Below are 21,274 nucleotides of genomic sequence, written 5' to 3' on the forward strand. Positions count from 1 at the left end.
GCCCCGCGGCCAACGCGGCACCGGGCGCGGTCAGCGCCGTCAGCGCCGTCAGCGCGGTCGGCGGGCGCCGGCGCGTGCGGTCAGCGCGGTCGGCGGGCGCCGGCGGGGAGGCGCAGCGGCGGCAGCAGCCGCGGCAGGTCGGCCGGGTCGGCCACCGGGCCGGGGAACGCCAACCGGATCCGACGTCGGGCGCCGGGGTGGCCGAGGGCGACCACCAGCCCGTAGCGGTCGATGCGCACCACCCGGGGCGGCCCGTCGAGGGTCTGCTCGGTCAGGCCGAGCTGCCGGCGCAGGTACTCGGTCACCTGGGCACCGTGGCGCTCGGCGAGGTCGGCGAGCAGCCGCGCCTCCACCGGGTGCACCGGGTCCGGCTCCGCCTCGGCGTACTCCCCCGGGTCGATCCGGTGCACGGCGCCGGCGCGCTCCCAACGGACCTCGACCACCTCGAAGCGGAACAACCGGAACCGGGTGCCCAGGTCGAGCAGGTCGCCGGTCGGCTCCACAGCGGCGAAGTCGAGCGCCCCGCGGCGGGCCTCGTCGCCGTGCAGCTCGCCCGCCCAGCCGGAGACCCAGGCCCGCCCCAGACCGGGCGCACCGGCGGCGGGTGGCAGGTCGAGCACGTCGAGCACCACCGCGACGTCGCTGACCCCGGCGACCGGTTGCAGCGCGGCGGCCAGGTGGCTGGCCACCGGCACCAGCAGCAGCACCCGCCCGTCCGGGTCGGTCACGTGCCGGGCGTGGTGCGGGCTCGGCCGGTGCGCGAGATGGACGAGACCGGGCAGGCGGCCGGCGACAAGGGTACGAACGATCTCGGCGGGCGTGGGCCGCATGGCGCGACCTCCTTCGAAGGTTAGGCTTACCTAACCCGGAGCCTAGAGCACCTGCCCGTCGGCGTCCACCACACCCGTGCAGCGGGGACGCGTCACCGGGTCTGCTCCAGCCAGGAGGCGTAGAGCAGGCCGTAGACCGAGTCGGCGTCGCGGACCAACTCGTCGTGCGGGCCGCGCTGCACCACCCGCCCCCGGTCCACCACGATCACCTCGTCGGCGGCCTGCGCCGTGGAGAGCCGGTGCGCGATCGCGAGCGTGGTCCGCCCCCTGGTGACCGCGTCCAGGGTGCGTTGCAGGCGCACCTCGGTCGCCGGGTCCACCGCGCTTGTCGCCTCGTCGAGCACCAACAGGTCCGGGTCGGCCACGTACGCGCGGGCCAGGGCGACCAACTGCCGCTCACCGACGCTGAGCGCCTCGCCGCGCTCGCCGACCGGCGTGTGCAGACCCGCCGGCAGACCCTCCAGCCAGTCCGACAGGCCCAACTCGGTGAAGGCCACGCTCAGCTCCTCGTCGGTCAACTCCGGCCGGGCGAACCGGACGTTGTCCCCCACCGTCGCGTCGAAGAGGAACCCGTCCTGCGGCACCATCACCACCCGGGAACGCAGCGAGTCGAACCGCACCTCCGCCAGCGGCACCCCGGACAGCAGCACCGCCCCGGCCGACGGATCCATCAGGCGGGTCAGCAACTTGGCGAAGGTGGTCTTGCCGCTGCCGGTCTCGCCGACCACCGCCACCCTGCTCTTCGCCGGAATCTCCAGGTCGATGTCGTGCAGCACCGGCGGGCCACCCGGATAGGCGAACCGCACACCGGCGAACCGGATGTCCAGCGGCCCCGCCGGCAGCTTGCGCCCCTGCTCCCCCGGGTCGGCCACATCGGGGGCGACGTCCAGCACATCCAGCACCCGACGCCAGCCGGCGATCGCGTTCTGCGCCTCGTTGAGCACCTCGGTGGCGATCTGCACCGGCTGGATGAACAGCGTCACCAGGAACAGGAACGCGGTCAACTGGCCGATCGACAGCGTGCCGTCCACCCCCAGCGTCACCCCGAGCACCACCACACCCGCCAACGCGAGCCCAGCGGCCAACTCGCCGACCGAACTGCCCACGATGCTGATCCGGATCGCCCGCTGCTGCGCCAGCCGCTGCCCGTCGATGGCCTCGTCCAACCGCCGCTCGGTGCGCCCCGCGATCCCGTACGCCCGGATCACCGGCGCGCCCACCACGCTCTCGCCGATCGTGCCGAGCAGCGTGCCGGTGCGCTGACGCACCGTCGCGTACGCCGAGCCCAGCCGGCGTTGCAACTGCCGGATCACGAACACCGCCGGCAGGAACGCCGCCAACACCACAAGGGTCAACTGCCAGGAGTACGCGAGCATGACGGCTGTGGTGACCACGAGCTGACCGAGGTTGACCAGCAGGATCACCCCGCCCCACTGGAGGAACTGGGTGATCTGGTCGACGTCGCTGGTGACCCGGGAGACGAGCGAGCCCCGCCGCTCCGACTGCTGGTGCAACATCGACAGGTCGTGCACGTGCCGGAACGCCCGCGTCCGTACGTTCGCCAGCGCCGTCTCACTGACCGTGAACAGCCGGCGCATCATCAGGTAGCCGCAGACCGTCGTGAGCGTCAGGATCGCCGCGGTGATCGCCACCACCGACCAGACCACGTCCAGATTCAGGCCACCGACGATGCCACGGTCGATGCCCTGCTGCACCGCCACCGGCACGGCCACCCGCCCGACCATGTAGACCAACGCCAGGGCCAGGGTGCCGGCCAGGCCGGTCCGCAGCTCCGGTGAGAGCGCCAGACCCCGGCGCAGGGTCTGCCAGGTCGTCTCCTCCCGCTTGGCACCGTCCACCGTCGTCGTCACCGGATCCCGCCTCTCGTTCGCGACCGCGGGGCTCCGCCTCGCCGCACTCCTCGCGCTCACCGGACCCGCCTTCCGTTCGCGACTGCGGGGCTCCGCTGCGCTGCACTCCTCGCGCTCACCGGACCCGCCTTCCGTTCGCGACTGCGGGGCTCCGCTGCGCTGCACTCCTCGCGCTCACCGGACCCGCCTTCCGTTCGCGACTGCGGGGCTCCGCTGCGCTGCACTCCTCGCGCTCACCGGTCCACCTCGATCTCCAGGCCCGAGGGCAGCGGCACGACCTCGTCGCCGTACGCGCTCTCCTGCGCGCGGTCGACCTCCGCCTGCTCGTAGGCGGTGACCAGGTCGACGTAGCCGGGCACGGTGGCAAGCAACTCGCTGTGCGTGCCCCGGGCGAGCACCCGTCCCTGCTCCACGTAGATGACCTCGTCGGCGAGCGCGATGGTGGCCCGGCGGTACGCCACCACCAGGATCGACGCGACAGGCGCGCCCGGCTCGGCCGTCGACGACCGCAGACCGGCCAGGATGGCCGCCTCCACCCGCGGGTCGACAGCGCTCGTCGCGTCGTCGAGCACCAGCAGGCGCGGCCGGCCGGCAAGCGCGCGGGCCAGGGTGAGCCGCTGCCGCTGCCCACCGGAGAGCGAGGTGCCCCGCTCGCCGACCATGGTGTCCAGACCCTCGGGCAGCGCGGCGACGAACCCGTCCGCCTCGGCGAGCCGCAGCGCCGCCCAGACCGCCTCGTCGTCGATGCCCGGCCGGTCGAGGGCGATGTTCGCGCGGACCGTGTCGTCGAAGACGAACGGCACCTGGGCGACCAACGCCACAGTGCCGGCCAGCGAGGCGGCGGTCAGCTCGCGCACGTCCACCCCGTCCACGGTGACGGTGCCGGAGTCCGGGTCGACGAGGCGCACCGCAAGCGAGGCGATCGTCGACTTGCCGGCGCCGGTGGGCCCGACCAGGGCCACCGTCCGCCCGGCCGGCACCGTGAAGCCGACCTCGCCGAGGACCTGCGCGCCGACCTGGTGCGCCTCGGCCGGCGGGTAGGAGAAGTGCACGTCGTGGAAGGTGAGCGTGGCCGGGCCGGCGCTGGCCGGGTCGAGCACCCGCTGCCCGTACGGCATCTCGCCGGTGGCGTCGAGCACCCGGCGGACCCGGTCCCAGCCGGCGACGCTGCGCGGCAGCTCGGCAAGCACCCAGCCGATGGCCCGCACCGGGAAGGCCAGCACGGTGAAGAGGAAGGCCACGCTCACCAGTTCGGTGACGCTTATCGCGCCCTGACGCAGCCGGAACGCCCCGACCACGAGCACGGCGAGGGTGCCGAGGCTGGGCAGGGTCTCCAACAGCGGGTCGAAGACGCCGCGCAGCCGACCGACGGCGATCAGCGAGTCGCGCAGCTCACCGGCGCGGTCCGCGAAGCGGGCGGTCTCCTGGGCCTCGCGGCCCATGGTCTTGACCACCAGGGCGCCGTCGAAGCTCTCGTGGGCGATGCCGCTGACCTCGGCGCGCAGGCGCTGCGCCCGGGCCTGCCGGGGTGCCATCCGGCGGGAGTAGACGACGTTGAGCGCGAACAGCGCGGGGAAGACCGCGAGGCCGACGAGGGCGAGCGCCCAGTCGGTGGCGAACAGCGACACGATCGCGCCGACAAGCATCACCACCGTGCCGACGGCGAAGGGCAGCGGTGCGATCGGGTACCAGGCCGCCTCCACGTCGGAGTTGGCGTTGGACAGCAGGGTGCCCGTCGAGTTGCGGTGGTGCCAGGACAGCGGCAGCTCCAGGTAGCGACGGGTGACCCGGCGACGGTAGGAGGCCTGGAGGCGGTACTGCATGTAGCCGGCGCCGAGCCGACGCCCGAAGATGCCCGCCACCCGCAGCACGCTGATCCCGAACAACGCGGCCGCGGCCAGCGCCAGGGTCCCGGCGCCCACCTCGCCGCGGGAGATGGCCGGCAGCGCCACCTCACCGATGACCGTCCCGACGACCCGTGCGCTGACGATGATCATCCCGCCGAAGAGCACGCTGCCGACGACCGCGACCGTGAAGATCCGGGGCTGCTCGCGGATCGCCTGCCTCAGGACCCCCAGCCCCCGGCTGAGCACGTCCCGACTTGTCCTGCTCGCCACACTTTCCCCCGCCGTAAGCCGCAATTATCTCCCTCATCCTTACCGGTCAGGGCCAGCGCTGCCGACCCGGTCCGGATATGTCGACCATCACGTACCGGATGGCGGCGAGCGGCGGACGCCGAGTCGGCGGCCGGTGTCGCGCGCCAGCGAGCGGCCGGGCCTACGATCGGCCCATGCCGCGGTACGCCCGAGCCGAGCGCGAGGCGCTGGCCGATCTCCTGCTGGCCCTCGGGCCGGACGCCCCGACGATCAACGAGGGGTGGGCGACCCGTGACCTCGCCGCGCACCTGGTGCTGCGGGAGCGCCGACCGGACGCGGCCGGTGGGATCGTGCTGCCGCCGCTGCGCGGCTACGCCGAACGGGTGCGTCGCCGACTCGCCGCGGGGCCCTACCCGGAGCTGGTGGCGCAGGTCCGACGGCCGCCGCTGTGGAGCCCGGTCAGCAACCCCCTGACCGACGAGTTGGCGAACACGATGGAGTTCTTCATCCATCACGAGGACGTGCGGCGGGCCGGTTCCGGGTGGCAGCGGCGCGACCTGCCCGCCGGCTTGCAGAGCGCCCTGTGGAAGCGCGCCGCCCCGCTGGCCCGGCTGGCCCTGCGCCGTTTCCCGGCGGACCTCTACGTGCAGGCACCCGGTCACGGCGAGATCTCCGTCGGTCGGGGCGGGGAACCGCTGCGGTTGGTCGGCGCCCCCGCCGAGTTGGTCCTGTTCCTCTCCGGCCGGCAGCGCGTGGCGAGGGTCCAACTGGACGGCACGGCAGAGGGCGCGCGGCGACTGCGGGTCGCCAACCTGGGCATGTGACTCCCTGAGCTTAAGCGGTCACAAGTCAAGTGTGGCGTTCCCCACACCCAGCGAAACACGCTGATGTCTTCTCCCGTACGCTTCACCGCGCCGCTCCGCGCCGGGCGGTACGAAGTGGGGGCGCACTGTGCGGAATTTCGCGATTTCGGCGCTGCGGGAGCCACCTTTTCGTGCGCGGCACCACGGGGCCACGGAGCAGGTGGCGACGGAGAGCGTCGAGTGGGCGCGCGCGTTCGGGCTGGTCGATTCCAGCCAGCGCGTGCACCGGCTGCAACGCGCCGACGCCGCCGGTCTGGCCGGACGCGCCTGCCCGGACGGGTCGGTCGACGGGCTGCGCCTGCTCACCGACCTGATCAGCTGGCTCTTCGTCATGGACGACGCCTGCGACGAGGACGGCCTCGGCGCCGACCCGGCCCGGCTGGGACCGGCGGTCAGCACCCTGATCGACGTGCTGGACCGGTGCGGCGACCCGGACGTCGTACCGCCCGCCGTCGGGCCGCTCGGTGACGCGCTGCACGACCTGTGCCGCCGCACCCGGCTGCACGACCACCCGGCTCTGCTGCTGCGGTTCGTCAGCCAGATGCGGGAGTACCTGCTGGCGTTGCTCTGGGAGGCGGCCAACCGGGAGCGTCGGCGGGTACCCGAGGTGGCGGAGTACCTCCAACTGCGGCGACACATCGGCGGCGTACGCCCGTGCCTCACGCTCACCGACCTGGCGGCGGCCCAGCCACTCGGGTCGACCCAGCATGCCGATCCGGCGCTTGTCACCCTGGATCTGCTGGCGGTGGACCTGGTCTGCTGGTGCAACGACCTCTTCTCCTACGGCAAGGAGAGCCAGGTGGACCCGGACGCCCACAACCTGGTGACGGTGCTCGCCCGCGACCAGGGCGCGGACGAGGCGAGCGCGCTGCGGGCCGCGGCGGACCAGTTCAACAAGCGGCTGGCCGCGTACCTCGATGTCGAGAAGCCGCTGCTGGTCAGCGGGGACGACGGCATGCGACAGGCGGTTGCCGCGCGGCGGAACTGGGTGCGTGCCACCTACGACTGGTCAGTCGTGGCCGCCCGGTACGCCTGATTCGAGAGCACCGGTCGGTGGGGTCGGACGGCCGGACGATCACCAGGGCTAGCCGACGCACCGCGCCAGGCAATACTCTTCGGTAACCATCATGACGTGACGACCGTCACGCCACCACCCCCGAAGGCGGCTACAGCGATGGCTCTCGATGTACCGTACCGTTCCATCCCGGACATGTTCCTCAAGCGCGTGGCGGCCACCCCCGACCGGCACGCGTTCGCGTCCCCGAACGCCGACGACTCGGGGCCGGTCTGGCTGACCTGGGAGCAGGTCGGCCAGCGCGCCAAGGCGGTCGCCGCCGGCCTGCACGGCCTGGGCATCGGCCAGGAGGACCCGGTCGCGATCCTCGCCAACACCCGGCTGGACTGGGTGATCGTCGACCTCGGCATCATGTGTGCCGGTGGAGCGACCACCACCGTCTACCCGACCACCGAGCCGGCGGACGCGACGTACATCCTCGCCGACTCCGGGTCGAAGGTGCTGTTCGCGGAGAACCCGACCCAGGCGGCGAAGATCGTCGGCGCCGACCTGCCCGCGCTCACCCATGTGGTGCTCCTCGACGGCGCCGTCGACCCCGCCGCCGCGATCCCGCAACTGACGCTCGCCGAGCTGGAGGAGCGGGGCACCCGCGCGCTGGCCGCCGAACCGGAACTGATCGACATGCTCGTGGCCGGTATCGGCCCCGACCACCTGGCCACCCTGATCTACACCTCGGGCACCACCGGTCGCCCCAAGGGTGTCGAACTGCTGCACGGCGGTTGGTGCTGGGAGGCCGTGGCACAGGCGGAGGCCGGGCTGCTGCTCGACGACGATCTGCAGTACCTGTGGCTGCCGCTGTCGCACTCGTTCGGCAAGACGCTGCTCTGCGGCGCCACCCACGTGGGGCTGCCCACCTACGTCGACGGGCGGGTGGACAAGCTTGTCGACCTGCTGTCGGTGATCCGTCCGACGCTGATGTGCGGCGCCCCCCGCGTGTTCGAGAAGGTCTACAACCGGGCGGTGACCACCGCGCAGAGCGCGGGCGGCGCGAAGGCGAAGATCTTCGCCTGGGGCGTCCGGGTCGGCAAGCAGAAGGTGGCACTGGAACAGGCCGGCAAGCCGGTGCCGGGCGGATTGAAGCTGCGCTACGCGCTGGCCGAGAAGTTGGTGTTCAGCAAGCTACAGGCCCGCCTGGGCGGCCGGATGCGGGTGCTGGTCTCCGGCGCCGCCCCGCTCAGCCCGGAGATCGCCACCTTCTTCGCCGCGGCGAACCTGCCGATCTCGGAGGGCTACGGCCTGACCGAGACCAGCGCCGGCAACTTCGTCAACCCGCCGGGCGGGCTGCGCATCGGCACTGTGGGCCAGCCGTTGGGTGACCTGGAGTGCCGGATCGACGCCGACGGTGAGATCCTGCTGCGCGGCCGGCCGGTGATGCGCGGCTACCACAACCTGCCCGCGGAGACCGCCGCCGTGTTCACCGAGGACGGCTTCTTCCGTACCGGTGACATCGGCACCCTCGACGAGCAGGGCTACCTCCAGATCACCGACCGCAAGAAGGACCTGGTCAAGACCTCGGGCGGCAAGTACATCGCCCCGTCGCACATCGAGGGGATGTTCAAGGCCATCTGCCCGTACACCTCCCAGGCGGTCGTCGTCGGCCAGGCTCGCAACTTCTGCACGATGCTTGTCACGCTGGACCCGGACGCGATCCGGGGTTGGGTCGCCGGCGGGCCGCTGGAGGGGCGCAGCTACACCGAGATCGTCGCCTCGCCGGAGGCCCAGACGATGATCGACGAGTACGTCGTCCAGCTCAACGCCAAGCTCAACCGCTGGGAGCAGATCAAGAAGGTGGCGATCCTGCCCCGTGATCTCACCATCGAGGACGGCGAGATCACCCCGTCGTTGAAGATCAAGCGGCGTGGTGTGGAGAACAACTTCGCCACCGAGATCGACAAGATGTACGCCGGCAGCCTCGCCGAGCTGTGACGCGTCGCCGGTGGCCCCGCGTCCCCACCCGGACGGGGGCCACCGGCTCGTCGTCGGTCGGTCTCAGGCGATGACGGCCGGCTCCCGCCACCGCTGCCGGCCGCCCCGGTCCAGGTCGTAGCGGACCGCCGCGATCCGCCCGACGGCCTCCACCAGGTCCACGGCGGGCAGGGTGAACGGCAGCCGCAGGAAACGCTCCAGGGTGCCGTCCAGGCCGAACCGGGGGCCGGGCGCCAGCCGTACGCCGACCTCCTCGGCGGCCCGGGCCAGCGCGCTGGAGACCGGGCCGTCCAACTCGGCCCACAGCGTGACACCACCGCGGGGCACGGTGACCCGCCAGTCCGGCAGCCGGTGCGCCAGCGCGCCGAGCAGGGCGTCGCGCTGGCCGGTCAACTGGACGCGGCGGTCGGCGACGATGGCCTCGGCGTCGGCGAGCAGGTGCACCGCGACCAACTGGTCCAGCACCGGGCTGGCCATGTCCACGCCGACCCGGACGGCGGCCAGCCGCTGCACCTGCGGCGCGGAGGCGCGCACCCAGCCGATCCGCAGGCCACCCCAGTAGGGCTTGCTCATCCCGCCGATGCTGATCACCCGGCTGTGCCGGTCGAAGACGGCGACCGGGGGTGGCAGCTCGGTGCCGTCCAGCGCGAGGTCCACGAAGGACTCGTCGATGACCAGGTCGGTGCCGGCCGCGTGGGCGGCGGCCACCACGCGCTCACGTAGTGCGGCGGGCATCAGGTGCCCCGTCGGGTTCTGGAACTCCGGGATCAGGTAGGCCAGCTTGGGCCGGGTCTGCCGGAGGCTGCCCAGCAGCAGGTCGGGCTCCCAACCAGCGCCGTCGGCGGCCAGGCCGTGGGTGGTGATCCGGGCCCGCCGGCCGGCCAGCGCGGCGAGCGCGTTGGGATACGTCGGGGACTCGACCAGGACGTTGCCGCCGGGGGCCAGCGCGAGTCGCAAGACCAGGTCCAGGGCGTGCTGGGTGCCGCTGGTGACCATGATCTGGTCGGCCGAGGTCGGCAGACCCCGGGCGGTGTACGCGTCGGCCACCGCCTCGCGCAGCTCGATGATGCCGGTCGGGTGGTAGCCGGCCCCGCCCAGGTATCGGGGCAGGTCCTCGGTGGCCGCCCGGGCGGCCGTGAGGAGTTGCGGCGGGGCGGCCAGCGCGGCGACGCCGAGGTCGAGCATGTCCCGGTCGTCGAGCGGGGTCCACAGGCCGGTGCTGGCCACCCGGTGGTTGCCGGGCAGCATCGTCCAACTGCCGGCGCCCCGGCGGCTGGCCAGGTGCCCGGTCTCGCGTAGCTGCCGGTACGCGGCGGTGACGGTGGTCCGGCTGATCCGCAGCGCCTCGGCCAGCTCCCGTTCGGCCGGGAGTCGGACGCCCAGCGGCAACCGGCCGTCGGCGAGCAGGCCGCGCACCGCACCGGCCAGAGCGGCGTAGTCGGGGCTGCGCCGCCGGCCTGGCAGAGCGTGCCACTGACCGAGCAGACGGGCCAATTGGACGCCGCGCACCTGCCCTGTCATGAGCCACTCCTCGGATATTGGCTTCTTCTCCAGCGGAGATTGGCACCTAGAGTGGCATGCATGGCACTGATTGGCAATCTGCGGCAGCGGCCGGTCCGGCGGCTGGTCCAGCTCTACCTCGGGCTCGCCCTCTACGGCGTCAGCATGGCCCTGATGATCCGCTCCTACCTGGGCCTCGACCCCTGGGACGTGTTCCACCAGGGGCTGTCCAAGCTGACCGGGCTCTCGTTCGGCACCGTCACCATCGCCGTCGGCGCGCTGGTGCTGCTGCTCTGGATTCCGTTGCGACAGCGGCCGGGCCTCGGCACGGTCAGCAACGTCGTGGTGATCGGCCTCGTCGTGGACGCCACACTGGCCCTCCTGCCGACCGGTGGCCCGCTCGGCGTCCGGATCGCGCTGCTGATCACCGGGATCGTCGCCAACGGCGCCGCCACCGGCCTCTATCTCGGCGCCCGACTGGGTCCCGGCCCCCGAGACGGGTTGATGACCGGCTTCGTGGCCCGCCGGCCGGGCCGGTCGGTCCGGCTGGTGCGCACCGTCATCGAGGTCACCGTGCTGGCGCTCGGCTGGCTGCTCGGCGGCAAGGTCGGTGTGGGCACCGTCGCGTACGCGCTGGCCATCGGTCCGTTGGCCCAGCTCTTCATTCCGATGTTCGCGGTGCCCGCCGGTGCCGCGCCGGACGACCCCGCGCCCACGCCGGGCAGCGTCGCGCCGGTCGCCCCCGCCGGCTGAATCTCACCGACCGTCCGCGAACCGGTACGTCGTGGTGGTGCGGCATACCAGTTCGGAGGGTGGGTGTTCCCTTCCGCGACGCGCGCCGTCATCATCTCTGCATGGGGGAGAACGGTTGGCGCTGGACGGACGCCTGGATCTTCGTGTCGCTTGTCATCGCGAGCGGAGCCGGCCGGCACCGTCGGTCGGCGACGAGTCGACGGCCGGAGGGCGTCCGCCTGACCGACGTGCTCTCCACCGCCGACCACCTCAACCACGCGATTCCGCAGCGGCACGAGGTGGAGGCCGCCGTCCAGCGGCTGGTCGGGGCCGGGCTGGTAAGCGTCGCCGACGGCTGGTTCCGGATCACCGCCGAGGGTGAGCAGCTCTGGCGCAGCCGGCCGCGCGCGGGTGTGGCGACCATGGTGGACACCGTGCAGGGCGTGTTGACCCGCCGACACGCGCCCGGCAGCGCCGACTGGAGCCTGGACGAGGCCGACCACGCGGCGGCCGTGCAGGAGTACGCGGTCCGCTCGATTCCCACGCCCCGCCGGTCACCGGAGGGGCACTCCGGCGGGCACTGACCGCCTCAGCGCACCGGGTGGCCGCTCTGCCGTAGCGCGTCCTTGACCTCGGCCACGGTCAGCTCACCGAAGTGGAAGACACTGGCGGCGAGCACCGCGTCCGCGCCCGCGCCGATCGCGGGCGGAAAGTGGGCCACCTCGCCGGCACCCCCGCTGGCCACCACCGGCACGTCCACCACGGCCCGCACCGCGGCGATCAGCTCCAGGTCGAAACCGGCCTTGGTGCCGTCGGCGTCCATCGAGTTGAGCAGGATCTCGCCCGCACCCAGCTCGGCCCCCCGCTGCGCCCACCGCACCGCGTCCATCCCGGTGCCCCGCCGACCGCCGTGGGTGGTGACCTCGAAGCCGCTGGGGGTGGCGCCGTCGGACGACCGGCGTACGTCGAGGGAGAGCACGAGCACCTGCCGGCCGAACCGGTCGGCGATCTCGGCGATCAACTCCGGCCGGGCGATGGCGGCGGTGTTCACGCCGACCTTGTCCGCCCCGGCACGCAGCAGCGTGTCCACGTCGGCGACCTGCCGGACCCCGCCACCGACGGTAAGCGGGATGAACACCGACTCGGCGGTGCGGCGCACCACGTCGAGCATGGTGCCCCGGTCGCTCGAGGACGCGGTGACGTCGAGGAAGGTCAGCTCGTCGGCACCGGCCCGGTCGTACGCGGCGGCCAACTCCACCGGGTCGCCGGCGTCGCGCAGGTCGACGAAGTTGACCCCCTTGACCACCCGCCCGGCGTCCACGTCGAGACAGGGGATCACCCGTACCGCCACCGTCATGCCGCGAGCCTATCCTCCGCCCGCGCGGCGGCGACCGACCGGTGAGGCCGGCCACCGCCGCGCGGGCGGCTCGGGATTCACACCCGGACGAGCATCTTGCCCAGGTTCTCGCCGCGCAGCAGGCCGAGGAACGCCGCCGGGGCGTTCTCGATGCCGTCCACGATCGTCTCGTCGTAGGACAGCGTGCCGTCGCGCAGCCAGCCCGCGACGTCGCGGACGAACGCGGCACGCAGGTGGTTGTGGTCGCCGACCAGGAAACCGCGCAGGGTGAGCCGCTTACCGATGACAAGTGCCAGGTTGCGCGGGGCCGCCGGCGGCTCGGTGTCGTTGTACTGCGCGATCATGCCGCAGATGGCGACCCGGCCGTGCAGGTTCATCGCCGAGATGGCCGCCTCCAGGTGATCGCCGCCGACGTTGTCGAAGTAGACGTCGACGCCGTCCGGCGCGGCGGTGCGCAGCGAGTCACGGACCGGCCCGTCGTGGTAGTCGAAGGCGGCGTCGAAGCCCAACGCCAGCAGCCGCTCGACCTTGGCCGGCGAGCCGGCGCTGCCGACCACCCGGCCGGCACCCTTGAGCTTGGCGATCTGGCCCACCAGACTGCCGACCGCGCCGGCCGCGGCGGAGACGAAGACCGTCTCACCGGGCTTCATGGCGGCCACCTCCAGCAGCCCGGCGTACGCGGTCAGCCCGGTCATGCCCAGCACGCTCAGGTACGCGCTCACCGGTGCCAGGCTCGGGTCGACCGGCCGGGCGGCGGTGGCGTCGAGCAGCGCGTACTCCCGCCAGCCCAGCCCGTGCAGCACGGTGTCGCCGACGTTGACGTCCGCCGCCTCGCTGGCCACCACCTCGCCGATCGCGGCGCCCTCGAGCGGCGCGTCGAGGGCGAACGGCGGCGTGTACGACTTGACGTCGTTCATCCGTCCGCGCATGTACGGGTCGACGGACACGTACTGGTTGCGGACCACGATCTGGCCCGGTCCGGGCGTCGGGACGTCGGTGTCGACGATCCGGAAGGTGTCCTCGGTGGGCCAGCCCTGCGGGCGGCTGGCCAGGTGGATCTCACGATTGCCGGTCACGGGGTGGTCGTCCTCTCGTCCGCGGTGGGGGCCTGGGTCCGCGCTGTCACGCGGCCGAGGTCTCGCGGACGGTGAGCGTGACGTCGATGTTGCCGCGGGTGGCGTTGGAGTAGGGGCAGACCTGGTGGGCCTGCTCGACGAGCTGCTCGGCGGTCTCCCGGGAGACGGCGGGCAGGTCGACGACGAGCTGCACGGTGAGCCCGAAACCGCCGCTGCCGTTGGGGCCGATGCCCACCTCGGCGGCGACGACGGAGTCGCTCACGTCGGCCTTGGCCCGGCGGCCCACCAGCCGCAGCGCGCCGTGGAAGCAGGCCGCGTAGCCGGCGGCGAAGAGCTGCTCGGGGTTGGCGGCCCCACCGGCGCCACCCATCTCCTTCGGCACGGCCAGGTCGAGCGCGAGGGTGCCGTCGGAGGTCTCGACGCGGCCGTCACGGCCGTCGCCGCTGGCGGTCGCGGACGCGGTGTAGAGAACCTGCATGAGAGTCACTGCTCCTTCTGTCGGTGGATGGTCTCGGTGACCCGGGTGAGGGTGTCGCGCAGCGCGACCAGCTCGCCGTAGCCCAGCCCGGTGGCCTGGGCGATGCGCAGCGGGACCTCGCAGAGCTGCTCGCGCAGCGCCCGTCCCTGCTCGGTGAGGCCGACCTCGACGCGCCGCTCGTCGCGGGCGGACCGCCGCCGGACCACCAGGCCCGCCCCCTCCAGCCGCTTGAGCAGCGGGGAGAGCGTGCCGGAGTCCAGGCGCAGCTCGGCGCCGAGCTCGGACACCGTGGGGGCGTCGTCGGGGCGTTCCCAGAGCACCAGCAGCACCAGGTACTGCGGGTAGGTCAGCCCGACCTCGTCGAGGATCGGCCGGTAGACGTCGGTCAGTGCGCGCGACGCGGCGTAGAGCGCGAAGCACACCTGCCGGCGCAGCACCAGGTCATCTGTCACCGCCGAACCGTAGCCCACAATTAGATTGTGCACAACTGATAGGGCCGGAGGGCGGCCAGCACGCGGCCCACCGCCGCGCCGACCTCAGCGATCGCCGAGGTACGCCTCCAACTCCACCTCGACCAGGTGCTCCGGGTCCAGCAGACCGGCCACCACCACAAGCGTCGCCGCCGGCCGGACCGCGCCGAAGACCGCGTTGTGCCCCCGGCCCACCTCGTCGGCGTACCGCCGGTCGGTCACGTACATCCTGGTCCGGACCACGTCACCCGGCTCGGCACCCACCTCGGCAAGCGCGTCCAGCCCGATCCGCAACGCCTGCGCGGTCTGCGCGGCGGCGTCACCGACGTGCAGCACCCGGCCGTCCACAGTCGACGTGCACCCGGCCGTGAAGGCCCGGTCACCGGCCCGGACCACCCGGGAGTAGCCGTAGTGCTGCTCCCACGGCCCACCCGACCCGAGCCTGGTGACCGTCACACCTCGGCCAGGGTCCGCAGCGCCTCGGCCACCGTGAAGGCACCCGCGTAGAGCGCCTTACCGGCGATCACACCCTCCACCCCGATCGGCTCCAGGGTCGCCAACGCCCGCAGGTCGTCGAGCGTGGACACCCCTCCGGAGGCGATCACCGGACGGTCGGTGCGGGCACACACCTCGCGCAACAGCTCCAGGTTCGGGCCGCGCATCGTGCCGTCCTTGGTGATGTCGGTGACCACGTACCGGCTCGCGCCCGCCTTGTCCAGCCGCTCCAGCACCTCGTACAGGTCACCGCCGTCACGCGTCCAGCCCCGCGCCGAGAGGGTGTGACCCCGCACGTCCAACCCGATGGCGACCCGGTCGCCGTACTCCCCCACCACCCGGTCACACCACACCGGGTCCTCCAGGGCCGCGGTGCCGATGTTCACCCGGGCCGCCCCGGTGCCCAGCGCCGCCCGCAACGACTCGTCGTCACGGATGCCACCGGAAAGCTCCACCTTCACGTCCAACTGGCGCACCACCTCGGCGAGCAGGTGCGCGTTCGTGCCCCGACCGAAGGCCGCGTCCAGGTCGACCAGGTGGATCCACTCCGCGCCGTCCTGCTGCCAGGCCAGCGCGGAGTCCAACGGGTCACCGTAGATGCTCTCGCTTCCGACGGCGCCCTGCACGAGCCGGACGGCCCGGCCGTCTGCGACATCCACGGCGGGTAACAGGGTGAGGCTCAACGTCTTCTCCTCGATCAGGTACGGCGGTCCAGGGCGATCACCACGATCGCCGGCAGTACGAGCAGCAACAGCACGATCAGCGCGATACGCAACGCCAGGTTGTCGACGAACGACCAGATCAGAATCAGCGCCGCCCCGGTGAGCAGCACGATGGCGGCCCGCTCACCCCGGGTGTGCCGGGCCAGCCGCCCGGAGCGGCCCCGCCGCAGCTGCGGGGTCAACCGGCGGACCACCGCGCGACGGCGCTGTCGGCGCGCCACCCGACGCTGCCGGACCGCCCGTTCCCGGGCCTGCTGCGCCTCCCGCTCCGCCCGCCGGCGGGCCCGCTCCCGGCTCACCGCGACGCCCTCGAACCGGGCGTCGGGCAACGACGCTCAGCCACCGGTGGGCAGCGTGGCGAGCCAGTTGCGCAGCAGCGCGGCACCGGTGTCGGCGGACTTCTCCGGGTGGAACTGTGCCGCCGAGAGCGGACCCCGCTCCACGGCGGCGACGAAATCCGTGTCGTGTCGCGCCGTCGTCACCACGGCGCCGGCAGCGGCCAACGCCGCCGGATCGCCCATCGCGTACGAGTGGACGAAGTAGAACCGGCTCTGCGCCGACAGCCCCGCGAAGAGCACCGACTCCGCAGGTGACCGGACCGTGTTCCAGCCCATGTGCGGCAGCCTGGTGGCGGCCAGTCGGGTCACCCCGCCGGGCAGCAACCCCAGCCCCTTGGTCACCACGCCGTGCTCGTCGCCATGCTCGAAGAGCACCTGCATGCCCACGCAGATGCCGAGCACCGGCCGGCCGGCGGCCACCCGCTCCGCGATCACCGGGCCAGCACCCAGCGCCTCGATCCCGGCCATGCACGCGGCGTACGCGCCCACCCCGGGCACCACCAGACCGTCGGCGGCTGCCGCGGCGGCCAGGTCGTCGGTCACCCGGACGTCCGCGCCGGCGGCGACGAGCGCCCGCTCCGCCGAGCGCAGGTTGCCCGAGCCGTAGTCGAGCACCACGACGGCGCTCACGCGTCACCCCCCGGCAGCAGCCACAGCACCCCGCCGACAGTGGCGAGCACCGCGAGCAGCGCGGTGACGACCACCGCCCCCTTCGCCGCGCCCTGGCGGTACAGCGACCAGGTGCCACCGACCAGCACCCCGGCCAGGACCAGCAACAACGTCGGCAACACGGCGCCCATCAGAGCCGCCTTCCATTCGCGACTGCGGGGCTCCGCTTCGCTGCACTCCTCGCGCTCATCAGAGCGCACCCTTCGTGCTCGGGATCGCGCCGGCCGCCCGGGGGTCGATCGAGGTGGCCTCGCGCAACGCCCGGGAAACCGCCTTGAACTGGGCCTCCACCACGTGGTGCGCGTCCGGGTGACCGCCCGGCCGGGCCGCCCGCAGCACGTCGACGTGCAACGTGACCCGGGCCGCCTGCCCGAAGGACTCCCAGATGTGCCGGGTCATGCTCGTCGCGTAGACCGGCCCGATGTACGGGGCCAGCGCCGGCTCGTCGTGCACCACGTACGGCCGACCGGACAGGTCCACCGCGGCCCGGACCAGCACCTCGTCCATCGGCACGGTCGCCGACCCGTACCGCCGGATGCCGGCCTTGTCGCCCAGCGCCTGGTCGAACGCCGCGCCCAGGGCCAGGGCGGTGTCCTCGATGGTGTGGTGCGCGTCGATCTCCAGGTCACCCACCGTGCGTACGGTCAGGTCGAAGCCGCCGTGCCGGGCGATCTGGTGCAGCATGTGGTCGTAGAAGCCGACGCCGGTGCTGATCTCGGCGGCCCCGTTGCCGTCGAGGTCGATCTCGACGAGGACCTTGGTCTCCTTGGTGATCCGCTCCACCCGGGCGGTCCGGCTCATCGCACAGTCTCCATCGCAGAAAGGAAGGCGTCGGTCTCGGCCGAGGTGCCCGCGGTCACCCGCAGCCAGCCGGGCAGGCCGACGTCGCGGACCAGCACCCCCTGCGCCAGCAGGGCGCGCCAGACGCTGGTCTGGTCGCCGCCCACCTCGAAGAGCACGAAATTGGCGTCGCTGTCGGCGACCCGCAAACCACGCTCGCGCAGCGTCGCCACGATCCGATCCCGCTGCACCATGATCGCGCTCACCGTACCGAGGAGGGTGTCGCGGTGGGTCACCGCCGCACGGGCGGCGGCCTGGGTCAGCGTGGAGAGATGATACGGCAGTCGAACGAGCTGCACCGCCTGCACCACCGCCGGATCGGCGGCCAGGTAGCCCAGCCGCCCGCCGGCGAAGCCGAACGCCTTGCTCATCGTGCGGGTGACCACCAACCGGGGGTGGCCGGGCAGCACCGCGAGGGCGCTTACCGTCCCGGGCCGGGCGAACTCGGCGTACGCCTCGTCGACGACCACCATCCCCGGCGCGACGTCGAGCACCCCGGCGATCACCGCCGGATCCAGGGCCGTGCCGGTGGGGTTGTTGGGCGAGCAGAGGAAGACGACGTCGGGTCGGTGCTCCCGGACCTGGGCGACCGCCTCGTCGACGGTCAGACCGAAGTCGACGCCGCGCCGCGCGGGCACCCACCGGGTGCCGGTGCCGAGGGCCAGCAGCGGGTGCATCGAGTACGCCGGAACGAAGCCGAGCGCGCTGCGCCCCGGCCCACCGAACGCCTGCAGGAGCTGCTGCTGGATCTCGTTGGAGCCGTTGGCCGCCCACACCTGCTCGACGGTGAGCCCGTGCCCGAGATATTCGGCCAGATCGGCCCGGAGCGCCACCGCGTCCCGGTCCGGATAGCGGTTCAACTCGCGCAGCTCGGCCGCGAGCGCCTTGCCGATCGCCTCGACCACCGGCTCCGGCACCGGGTGGGAGTTCTCGTTGGTGTTGAGCCGCACCGGCACGTCGAGTTGCGGCGCGCCGTACGGCGACAGCCCTCGCAGGTCGTCGCGGATCGGCAGATCGTCCAGGCCGCTCACGCCGCCTCCCCGCTTCGCGAGGAGGCGGCGTGAGGCACCAGGCGACTGAGCCAACTGGTTCGTTCGCTTCGCTCGCTCACGCCACCCCTCCCGGGAAACGGGCCTGGACCGCCTGGCCGTGCGCCGGCAGGTCCTCCACGTTTGCCAGGGTGACCACGTGTGGGGCCACCTCACGCAGAGCGGTCTCGGTGTACTCGATCAGGTGCACGCCGCGCAGGAACGACTGCACCGACAACCCGGAGGAGTGCCGGGCGCAACCGCCGGTGGGCAACACGTGGTTGGACCCGGCGCAGTAGTCGCCGAGCGACACCGGCGACCAGGCGCCCACGAAGATCGCCCCGGCGTTGCGGACCCGCAGCGCCCACTGCCGGGCGTCGACAGTCTGGATCTCCAGGTGCTCGGCCGCGTACGCGTCGACCACCCGCAGCCCCGCCTCCAGGTCGTCGACCAGGACCACACCGCTCTGCTCACCTGTCAACGCCGTGGTGACCCGGTCGGCGTGTTTGGTCGCCGGCACCTGCCGGGCCAACTCCCGCTCGACCGACTCGACGAGCGTCAGCGACGGGGTGACCAGCACGCTCGCGGCGAGCGGGTCGTGCTCGGCCTGACTGATCAGGTCGGCGGCGACGTGCGCCGGATCGGCCGTGTCGTCGGCCAGGATGGCGATCTCGGTCGGCCCGGCCTCGGCGTCGATGCCGACCACGCCGCGCAGCAGCCGCTTGGCGGCGGTCACCCAGATGTTGCCGGGGCCGGTGATCAGGTCGACCGGGTCGCACCGCAGCTCACCCAACGGGTCCACAGCCGCGCCGTACGCCAGCATCGCCACCGCCTGGGCCCCGCCCACGGCGTACACCTCGTCGACGCCGAGCAGCGCGCACGCGGCGAGCACCCGGGGGTCGGGCAGACCGCCGTTGTCCTTCTGCGGCGGGCTGACCACCACCAGCGACCGCACACCGGCCGCCTGGGCGGGCACGACGTTCATCACCACCGTCGACGGGTACATCGCCAGGCCGCCGGGCACGTAGAGGCCGACCCGGTCGACCGGCAGCCAGCGCTCGGTGACGGTGCCGCCGGGCACCACCTGCGTGGTGTGGTCGGTGCGTCGCTGGTCGTCGTGCACCCGGCGGGCTCGGCTGATCGACTCCAGCAGCGCGGCGCGCACGGCCGGGTCGAGCACCCCCTCGGCCTCGGTGATCGCCTCGACCGGCACCCGCAGCACCGCCGGGGAGATGCCGTCGAACCGCTCGCTGGCCTCCCGGATCGCCGGGTATCCATGCTCGCGGACCGCCTCCACCAGAGGGCGGATCCGCTCGACGGCAACCGAGACGTCGAGCTGGGCACGGGGCAGCAGGCGGCGCGGGTCACCGAGACCGTTGCGCAGGTCGATCCGATTCAGCACCCTTGCGAGTCTAGGCGGCCGGCGCGGAGCGCACCCGAGCCGCCCGACCGCCGGGACGGTGAGCCGGGCCACGCCCCGGGGGGCGAGATTGGTTAGGCTCGACCATGTGACCGCACGGCTGCCGGTGTTCCCGCTCGCAACAGTGCTCTTTCCCGGGTTGGTGCTGCCGCTGCACATCTTCGAGGAGCGCTACCGGGCGCTGGTGCGGCATCTGGTCGATCTGCCCGAGGGTGCTCCGCGTGAGTTCGGCGTGGTGGCCATCCAGGCCGGTTGGGAGGTTGCGCCCACCGGTCCCGGCGCCCGCGCCACGCCGAGCGCCGGCGACGTCACCCTGCACGAGGTGGGCTGCACGGCGGAGCTGCGCCAGGTGACCGAGCTTGCCGACGGGGGCTTCGACATCGTCACGGTCGGCCGGCGTCGCTTCCGGATCGCCGAGGTCGACGACAGCGCCGCGCCCTACCTGACCGCCGACGTGGAGTGGTTGCCCGACCCGTCCGGGCCGGACGAGGTGGCCGAGCTGCTGGCCGCCCGGGTGATCGCGGTGTTCCGGCAGTACCTCGGCCTGATCCGCTCCGATCCGGAGGAGATCTCCGAGCAACTGCCGGAGGACCCGACGGTGCTCTCCCACCTGGTGGCGGCGACCGCGGCGCTCACCGTCGACGACCGCCAGCGGCTGCTGGCGATCGACGACACCGCCGCCCGGCTCCGCGCCGAGCTGCGGCTGCTCAACCGCGAGGCGGCTCTGCTTCGTCAGGTGCGGGCGGTGCCGGTGCCGCTGACGGAGTTGGCGTCCCCGCCGACACCCAACTGAGGTCGGCCGGTTCGGGCTCCGGACGCAGCCCCGGCCACCGCGACCAGCCGGCCAGCAGGGTGTACATGACCGCGGCACCGAACGCCGGCAGCAGCAGGTTGCCGTGCGGGACCGGCAGCACGCCCAGCAGCCAGTCGACCCCACCTGCCCGCAGGTCTGCGGGTTTGGTGAAGGCCTGCCCGGCCGGGGCGGTGTCCAGCAGCCGGTCGAAGGTGGCCAGGCCCACGCGCCGACCCACCTGCCAGGCCACCGGTGCGGCGGCCAACGCGCCGAGCACCGCGGCGAGCAGCCCGACCGGACCCCGCCGCCGCCGCAGCACGAACCACAGGGCGAGCGCGACCAGCAGCCCGAAGCCGAGCCCGAGCAGGCTGAACCACCCGTCCGCGGCGATCGGCTGCTCCGGTTGCGGGTCGGCGTAGATCGCCCCCTCGACGGTCTTGACCACCGGAGTGTCCGGTGCGAGCGCGGCCCAGAGCAGCCCGAGCGGCACACCCAGCACGGCCAGCGCGAGCACGGTGCCGAGCACCGTCAGCACGGCGCGCAGCGGACGTCGCGGCTCGTCGAAGCGCAGCTCCAGCGAGCTCTGGTACGCCGACGAAGGGGCAGCGCCAGCCGCGGGCTCGCCGACCGACAGCGGCTCACCCGCCGACGGCGGCTCATTGACCGACGGCGGCTCGGTGACCGACGGCGGCTCG

23 protein-coding genes are annotated in these 21,274 nt (G+C 73.0%); 6 read left to right on the plus strand and 17 right to left on the minus strand.

The window, feature by feature from the left end:
- Nucleotides 1-80: 80 nt before the first annotated feature.
- From AB0F61_RS16975 to AB0F61_RS16985, 3 genes are all read right to left on the minus strand, one after another.
- The gene (locus AB0F61_RS16975; RefSeq protein ID WP_357810117.1) at nt 81-830 is read right to left on the minus strand and encodes a DUF2470 domain-containing protein; all 750 of its coding nucleotides are present in this window, start codon (nt 828-830) and stop codon (nt 81-83) included.
- 92 nt (nt 831-922) lie between these two features.
- Entirely contained in the window at nt 923-2,701 is a 1,779-nt protein-coding gene (locus AB0F61_RS16980; RefSeq protein ID WP_357810120.1) for an ABC transporter ATP-binding protein, read from the minus strand.
- A gap of 233 nt (nt 2,702-2,934) precedes the next feature.
- A complete protein-coding gene (locus AB0F61_RS16985; protein ID WP_357810123.1) occupies nt 2,935-4,818 on the minus strand; it encodes an ABC transporter ATP-binding protein in 1,884 nt (627 codons plus the stop codon).
- 173 nt (nt 4,819-4,991) lie between these two features.
- Here AB0F61_RS16985 and AB0F61_RS16990 point away from each other — a divergent pair, with 173 nt between their 5' ends.
- The 3 genes from AB0F61_RS16990 (at nt 4,992) to AB0F61_RS17000 (ending at nt 8,661) form a co-directional block, all read left to right on the plus strand.
- Nucleotides 4,992-5,621 (plus strand): TIGR03085 family metal-binding protein, encoded by a 630-nt coding sequence (locus AB0F61_RS16990; RefSeq protein WP_357810126.1) that lies wholly within the window; start codon nt 4,992-4,994, stop codon nt 5,619-5,621.
- A 199-nt stretch (nt 5,622-5,820) separates the two neighbouring features.
- A complete protein-coding gene (locus AB0F61_RS16995; protein WP_357810129.1) occupies nt 5,821-6,696 on the plus strand; it encodes a terpene synthase in 876 nt (291 codons plus the stop codon).
- 138 nt (nt 6,697-6,834) lie between these two features.
- The gene (locus AB0F61_RS17000) at nt 6,835-8,661 is read left to right on the plus strand and encodes a long-chain fatty acid--CoA ligase (RefSeq protein WP_357810132.1); all 1,827 of its coding nucleotides are present in this window, start codon (nt 6,835-6,837) and stop codon (nt 8,659-8,661) included.
- Nucleotides 8,662-8,724: 63 nt separating this feature from the next.
- On the opposite strand, the gene AB0F61_RS17005 is transcribed toward AB0F61_RS17000, so the two are convergent.
- The gene (locus tag AB0F61_RS17005) at nt 8,725-10,182 is read right to left on the minus strand and encodes a PLP-dependent aminotransferase family protein (protein ID WP_357810135.1); all 1,458 of its coding nucleotides are present in this window, start codon (nt 10,180-10,182) and stop codon (nt 8,725-8,727) included.
- A 60-nt stretch (nt 10,183-10,242) separates the two neighbouring features.
- On the opposite strand from AB0F61_RS17005, the gene AB0F61_RS17010 reads away from it, so the two are divergent.
- Together AB0F61_RS17010 and AB0F61_RS17015 are read left to right on the plus strand one after the other, a co-directional pair.
- Nucleotides 10,243-10,914 carry a hypothetical protein gene (locus AB0F61_RS17010; RefSeq protein WP_357810138.1) on the plus strand — a complete coding sequence of 224 codons (672 nt, stop codon included), beginning with the start codon at nt 10,243-10,245 and terminating at the stop codon, nt 10,912-10,914.
- A 101-nt stretch (nt 10,915-11,015) separates the two neighbouring features.
- Complete coding sequence (locus AB0F61_RS17015; protein WP_357810140.1) at nt 11,016-11,477, plus strand: hypothetical protein; 462 nt, start codon at nt 11,016-11,018, stop codon at nt 11,475-11,477.
- Between the two features lie 5 nt (nt 11,478-11,482).
- On the opposite strand, the gene hisF is transcribed toward AB0F61_RS17015, so the two are convergent.
- The 12 genes from hisF to hisD form a co-directional block, all read right to left on the minus strand.
- Nucleotides 11,483-12,250 carry an imidazole glycerol phosphate synthase subunit HisF gene (hisF, locus tag AB0F61_RS17020; RefSeq protein ID WP_357810143.1) on the minus strand — a complete coding sequence of 256 codons (768 nt, stop codon included), beginning with the start codon at nt 12,248-12,250 and terminating at the stop codon, nt 11,483-11,485.
- Between the two features lie 77 nt (nt 12,251-12,327).
- The gene (locus AB0F61_RS17025; protein WP_357810145.1) at nt 12,328-13,326 is read right to left on the minus strand and encodes an NADP-dependent oxidoreductase; all 999 of its coding nucleotides are present in this window, start codon (nt 13,324-13,326) and stop codon (nt 12,328-12,330) included.
- Between the two features lie 46 nt (nt 13,327-13,372).
- The gene (locus AB0F61_RS17030) at nt 13,373-13,804 is read right to left on the minus strand and encodes an organic hydroperoxide resistance protein (RefSeq protein ID WP_357810148.1); all 432 of its coding nucleotides are present in this window, start codon (nt 13,802-13,804) and stop codon (nt 13,373-13,375) included.
- 5 nt (nt 13,805-13,809) lie between these two features.
- A complete protein-coding gene (locus tag AB0F61_RS17035) occupies nt 13,810-14,256 on the minus strand; it encodes a MarR family transcriptional regulator (RefSeq protein WP_357810151.1) in 447 nt (148 codons plus the stop codon).
- Nucleotides 14,257-14,340: 84 nt separating this feature from the next.
- Nucleotides 14,341-14,730, minus strand: coding sequence for a RidA family protein (locus AB0F61_RS17040; protein ID WP_357810154.1), 390 nt, complete (start codon nt 14,728-14,730; stop codon nt 14,341-14,343).
- On the minus strand, nt 14,727-15,452 hold the full coding sequence (gene priA / locus AB0F61_RS17045; RefSeq protein ID WP_357810157.1) for a bifunctional 1-(5-phosphoribosyl)-5-((5-phosphoribosylamino)methylideneamino)imidazole-4-carboxamide isomerase/phosphoribosylanthranilate isomerase PriA: 726 nt from the start codon (nt 15,450-15,452) through the stop codon (nt 14,727-14,729). Before priA ends, AB0F61_RS17040 begins: the two co-directional genes overlap by 4 nt.
- Nucleotides 15,453-15,466: 14 nt before the next feature.
- A complete protein-coding gene (locus AB0F61_RS17050) occupies nt 15,467-15,790 on the minus strand; it encodes a hypothetical protein (protein WP_357810221.1) in 324 nt (107 codons plus the stop codon).
- Nucleotides 15,791-15,826: 36 nt separating this feature from the next.
- Nucleotides 15,827-16,459 carry an imidazole glycerol phosphate synthase subunit HisH gene (gene hisH / locus AB0F61_RS17055; protein WP_357810160.1) on the minus strand — a complete coding sequence of 211 codons (633 nt, stop codon included), beginning with the start codon at nt 16,457-16,459 and terminating at the stop codon, nt 15,827-15,829.
- Nucleotides 16,456-16,629, minus strand: coding sequence for a hypothetical protein (locus AB0F61_RS17060; protein ID WP_357810163.1), 174 nt, complete (start codon nt 16,627-16,629; stop codon nt 16,456-16,458). The genes hisH and AB0F61_RS17060 overlap by 4 nt, the downstream gene beginning before the upstream one ends.
- 58 nt (nt 16,630-16,687) lie before the next feature.
- The gene (gene hisB / locus AB0F61_RS17065; RefSeq protein ID WP_357810166.1) at nt 16,688-17,299 is read right to left on the minus strand and encodes an imidazoleglycerol-phosphate dehydratase HisB; all 612 of its coding nucleotides are present in this window, start codon (nt 17,297-17,299) and stop codon (nt 16,688-16,690) included.
- Nucleotides 17,296-18,369, minus strand: coding sequence for a histidinol-phosphate transaminase (locus AB0F61_RS17070; RefSeq protein WP_357810169.1), 1,074 nt, complete (start codon nt 18,367-18,369; stop codon nt 17,296-17,298). The genes hisB and AB0F61_RS17070 overlap by 4 nt, the downstream gene beginning before the upstream one ends.
- 76 nt (nt 18,370-18,445) lie before the next feature.
- Nucleotides 18,446-19,768 (minus strand): histidinol dehydrogenase, encoded by a 1,323-nt coding sequence (gene hisD / locus AB0F61_RS17075; RefSeq protein ID WP_357810172.1) that lies wholly within the window; start codon nt 19,766-19,768, stop codon nt 18,446-18,448.
- A 106-nt stretch (nt 19,769-19,874) separates the two neighbouring features.
- Between hisD and AB0F61_RS17080 the strand changes: the two genes are divergently transcribed.
- Nucleotides 19,875-20,579 (plus strand): LON peptidase substrate-binding domain-containing protein, encoded by a 705-nt coding sequence (locus tag AB0F61_RS17080; protein WP_357810175.1) that lies wholly within the window; start codon nt 19,875-19,877, stop codon nt 20,577-20,579.
- On the opposite strand, the gene AB0F61_RS17085 is transcribed toward AB0F61_RS17080, so the two are convergent.
- Nucleotides 20,494-21,213 (minus strand): DUF2567 domain-containing protein, encoded by a 720-nt coding sequence (locus AB0F61_RS17085; protein WP_357810224.1) that lies wholly within the window; start codon nt 21,211-21,213, stop codon nt 20,494-20,496. The two genes, AB0F61_RS17080 and AB0F61_RS17085, sit on opposite strands and share 86 nt — an antisense overlap.
- Nucleotides 21,214-21,274: the final 61 nt, after the last annotated feature.

This window comes from Micromonospora sp. NPDC023888 (assembly GCF_040639415.1).
In the GTDB taxonomy this organism is placed as follows: domain Bacteria; phylum Actinomycetota; class Actinomycetes; order Mycobacteriales; family Micromonosporaceae; genus Micromonospora.

What these genes read in the sequence shown, in the direction of transcription:
- AB0F61_RS17010 (WP_357810138.1), top strand. Translation starts at nt 10,243, where the DNA reads ATGGCACTGATTGGCAATCTGCGGCAGCGGCCGGTCCGGCGGCTGGTC.
- AB0F61_RS17005 (WP_357810135.1), bottom strand. Translation starts at nt 10,182, where the DNA reads ATGACAGGGCAGGTGCGCGGCGTCCAATTGGCCCGTCTGCTCGGTCAG.
- AB0F61_RS16975 (WP_357810117.1), bottom strand. Translation starts at nt 830, where the DNA reads ATGCGGCCCACGCCCGCCGAGATCGTTCGTACCCTTGTCGCCGGCCGC.
- AB0F61_RS17000 (WP_357810132.1), top strand. Translation starts at nt 6,835, where the DNA reads ATGGCTCTCGATGTACCGTACCGTTCCATCCCGGACATGTTCCTCAAG.
- hisF (WP_357810143.1), bottom strand. Translation starts at nt 12,250, where the DNA reads ATGACGGTGGCGGTACGGGTGATCCCCTGTCTCGACGTGGACGCCGGG.
- AB0F61_RS17060 (WP_357810163.1), bottom strand. Translation starts at nt 16,629, where the DNA reads ATGGGCGCCGTGTTGCCGACGTTGTTGCTGGTCCTGGCCGGGGTGCTG.
- AB0F61_RS16990 (WP_357810126.1), top strand. Translation starts at nt 4,992, where the DNA reads ATGCCGCGGTACGCCCGAGCCGAGCGCGAGGCGCTGGCCGATCTCCTG.
- AB0F61_RS17015 (WP_357810140.1), top strand. Translation starts at nt 11,016, where the DNA reads ATGGGGGAGAACGGTTGGCGCTGGACGGACGCCTGGATCTTCGTGTCG.
- AB0F61_RS17030 (WP_357810148.1), bottom strand. Translation starts at nt 13,804, where the DNA reads ATGCAGGTTCTCTACACCGCGTCCGCGACCGCCAGCGGCGACGGCCGT.
- hisB (WP_357810166.1), bottom strand. Translation starts at nt 17,299, where the DNA reads ATGAGCCGGACCGCCCGGGTGGAGCGGATCACCAAGGAGACCAAGGTC.